This window comes from Frankia sp. CeD, from assembly GCF_000732115.1.
Taxonomy (GTDB): domain Bacteria; phylum Actinomycetota; class Actinomycetes; order Frankiales; family Frankiaceae; genus Frankia; species Frankia casuarinae.
In genome coordinates, this window is sequence record NZ_JPGU01000095.1 from 1 (window position 1) to 3,068 (window position 3,068).

The 3,068-nt window shown below is 72.0% G+C and carries 1 protein-coding gene; it reads right to left on the bottom strand.

All coding sequences use genetic code 11. The features are described 5' to 3' along the window. Positions 1 to 2,963: condensation domain-containing protein (locus tag CED_RS20980; RefSeq protein WP_235187253.1), on the bottom strand; the 2,963-nt coding region annotated here is incomplete at its 3' end. Between the last annotated feature and the right edge of the window lie 105 nt (positions 2,964 to 3,068).

Genomic DNA, 3,068 nt, shown 5'->3' on the forward strand with positions numbered 1-3,068 from the left:
TAACCACGAGCCAGCCCCGGACCCGCAAGATAAAGCTCACCGACCACCCCCGGCGGCACCGGCTGCAGCAGATCATCCAGCACATAGGTCCGGGTACCGGCGATCGGTGTGCCCAGGCTGACGCCGCCGCCCGCCGTCAACTGCCGGCAGGTCGACCAGATCGTGGTCTCGGTCGGGCCGTACATGTTCCACACCTGCGCGCAGCGCTCGATCATCGCCTCGGCCAGGTCCGGAGGGAGGGCCTCGCCGCCGCACAGAGCCTTCAGCCCGGGAGAGCCCGCCCAGCCGTCGTCGACGAGCATCCGCCAGGTCACCGGCGTAGCCTGCAGCACCGTCGCGCTGTGCCGTACGATCTCCGCCGCCAGCCTCCTGGGGTCCAGGGCCACCTCGCGTTCGGCCACCACCACGCGCCCGCCCACGACCAGCGGCAGGAACAGCTCGAGCCCGGCGATGTCGAAGCCCAGCGTCGTCACGGCCAGCAGTACGTCGGCCTCGGTGAGGCCGGGGCGGATTCGCATCGCGGCGAGGAACGTCACCAGGTTGCGGTGTGAGATGACCACGCCCTTGGGTGTTCCGGTGGAGCCCGAGGTGTAGATCACATATGCCGGGTGCCGCGGGTCGATCCGGCCTGACGCGGTCGGCTGCCGGGCCGCCGGGGCCTCGGCGGTCCGTGGGTCGTCCAGGACCGTCCGTACGGCCGGGTGGCCGGGCAGCGCCCGGGCGGTCTCGGCCGTGCAGACCACGGCGGCGGGATCGGCGTCGGCCAGCATGAACGCCACCCGCGAGGACGGGTATCCCACGTCTACCGGGAGGTAGGCCGCGCCGGTCTTCAGCACCGCCAGCAGCGCCACCAGCATCTCAGCGGACCGCGGCAGGGCCACGGCGACGACCCGCTCCGGCCCGGCGCCCTGCTCGGTCAGCCGCGCGGCAAGTCGGCCCGCCGCCGCATCCAGCTCCGCATAGGTGAGGCCTACGTCCTGGAAGACCACCGCGACGGCGTCCGGGCTGCGCCGCACCTGGGCCTCGAACAACTCGGGCAGCGTCCGGTCCGAGACCTTGAGCGCGGTGTCGTTCCAGGCGGTGTCGTTCCAGGCGTGCACGACCTGGGCCCACTCGGCCTCGTCCATGACCGGCACCCGGCTCGCCCGCAGCGCGGGGTCGGCGGCGACCGTTTCCAGCAGCCGCACCAGCCGCCCAGCCAGCTTCTCGGCCGTCGCCCGGTCGAACAGGTCGGCCGAGTAGCCGACCGCCCCGTCCAGCCCGGCGGGTGCGCCGCCGGCGGTGTGGTGTTCCCCGACGGTGAAGGACAGGTCGAACCTGGCGGCGTCGGAGCTCGACCGCTGTGGTTGGACGGACAGGCCCGGCAGCTCCCAGCCGCCGTCCTGGTGGGTGGTCTGGAAGGTCATCATGACCTGGAACAGCGGGTGCCGGGCCAGCGATCGGTCCGGTTGCAGCTCCTCCACCAGCCGCTCGAACGGCACGTCCTGGTGGGCGTAGGCGGCCAGGTTCACCTCGCGAACCCGGGCGACCAGGTCACTGAACGACGGGTCGCCGCCGGCATCGGTGCGCAGCACCAGCGTGTTGACGAAGAAGCCGACCAGGCCATCCAACGCAGGGTCGCCCCGGCCCGCGATGACGGTGCCGAGCGGGATGTCGGTGCCCGCGCCCAGGCGGGACAGCAGCAGCGCGACCGCCGCCTGCACCACCATGAACATCGTGGCCTTCCGGTCCCGGGCGATCCCCGCCAGCCTGGCGTGGGCCTCGGCGCTGACGCGCAGCGGGACAGTGCCGCCGGTGAAGGAGGCCACGGCCGGGCGCGGACGGTCGACCGGCAGCGTCAGCTCGGCAGGAAGACCGGCCAGGGACTGCCGCCAGTACGCCAGTTGCCTGCTGATCAGGCTGTCCGGGTCGTCCTCGCTGCCCAGGATCTGGCGCTGCCAGGCCGAGAAGTCGGCGTACTGGACCGGCAGCGCCGCCCATGACGGCTCCCGGCCGGCGAGTCGCGCCGCGTAGGCCGTGGACAGGTCACGGGTGAGCACTCCTATCGACCAGCCGTCGGCCGCGATGTGATGCACGACCAGCAGCAGGACGTGCTCGCGCTCGGCCAGGACGAGCAGCTCGGCCCGCCACGGCGGCTCGCTGCGTACGTCGAAGCCACGTGCCGCCTCGGCCGCCAGCAGGTCCGCGAGGTCCCGCTCGCTGGTCGCACGCACCACGAGCTCGGGGCCGCCGTCCAGGATCTTCTGGAAGGGCACCCCGTCCCGGTCGGGGAACACCGTGCGCAGGGTCTCGTGCCGCTGTGCCACGTCCTTCAGCGCGGCTCGCAGCGCGTCCCGGTCCAGGTCACCGCGCAGCCGCAGCGCCATCGGCATGTTGTAGACCGCGCTGCCCTCCTGCAACCGGTTGAGGAACCACATGCGGGTCTGCCCGAACGACAGCGGGATCTCCTCGGGCCGCTGCCCGGCCACCAGGGGGGTACGGGCGCTCCCGCCGCCGGAGGCCAGCCTGGCGATGCCCGCCGGGGTCGGCGCGGCGAACAGCTCGCGGATGTTCACCTCGACGTCCAGCACGGCCTGCACGCGGGCGATCAGTCGCATGGCCAGCAGGGAGTCGCCGCCGAGGTTGAAGAAGTCGTCGTCGGCGCCGACCCGGTCCAGGTGCAGGGTCTCAGCGAACAGGCCGCACAGCAGCTCCTCGGCGGGAGTACGAGGAGCACGCCCGGTGACCAGACCCGCGAAATCCGGAGCGGGCAGAGCCTTACGGTCAAGCTTCCCGCTCAGCGTCAACGGCAACTCCGCCAACTCCNCCNCCGCCGCCGGCACCATGTACTCCGGCAACCGCCGCGCGGCGAACTCCCGCAACCCGGCAGCATCCACACCCCGACCCGCCGCCGCCACCACGTAGGCGACAAGATACCGATGACCAGGCTGATCCTCCCGGACCACCACCGCAACCCGACCCACCGCCCCATCCCCCGCCAAAACAGCCTCAACCTCACCCAACTCGATCCGCAACCCACGAATCTTCACCTGCGCATCAACCCGCCCCACATACACCAACACACCATC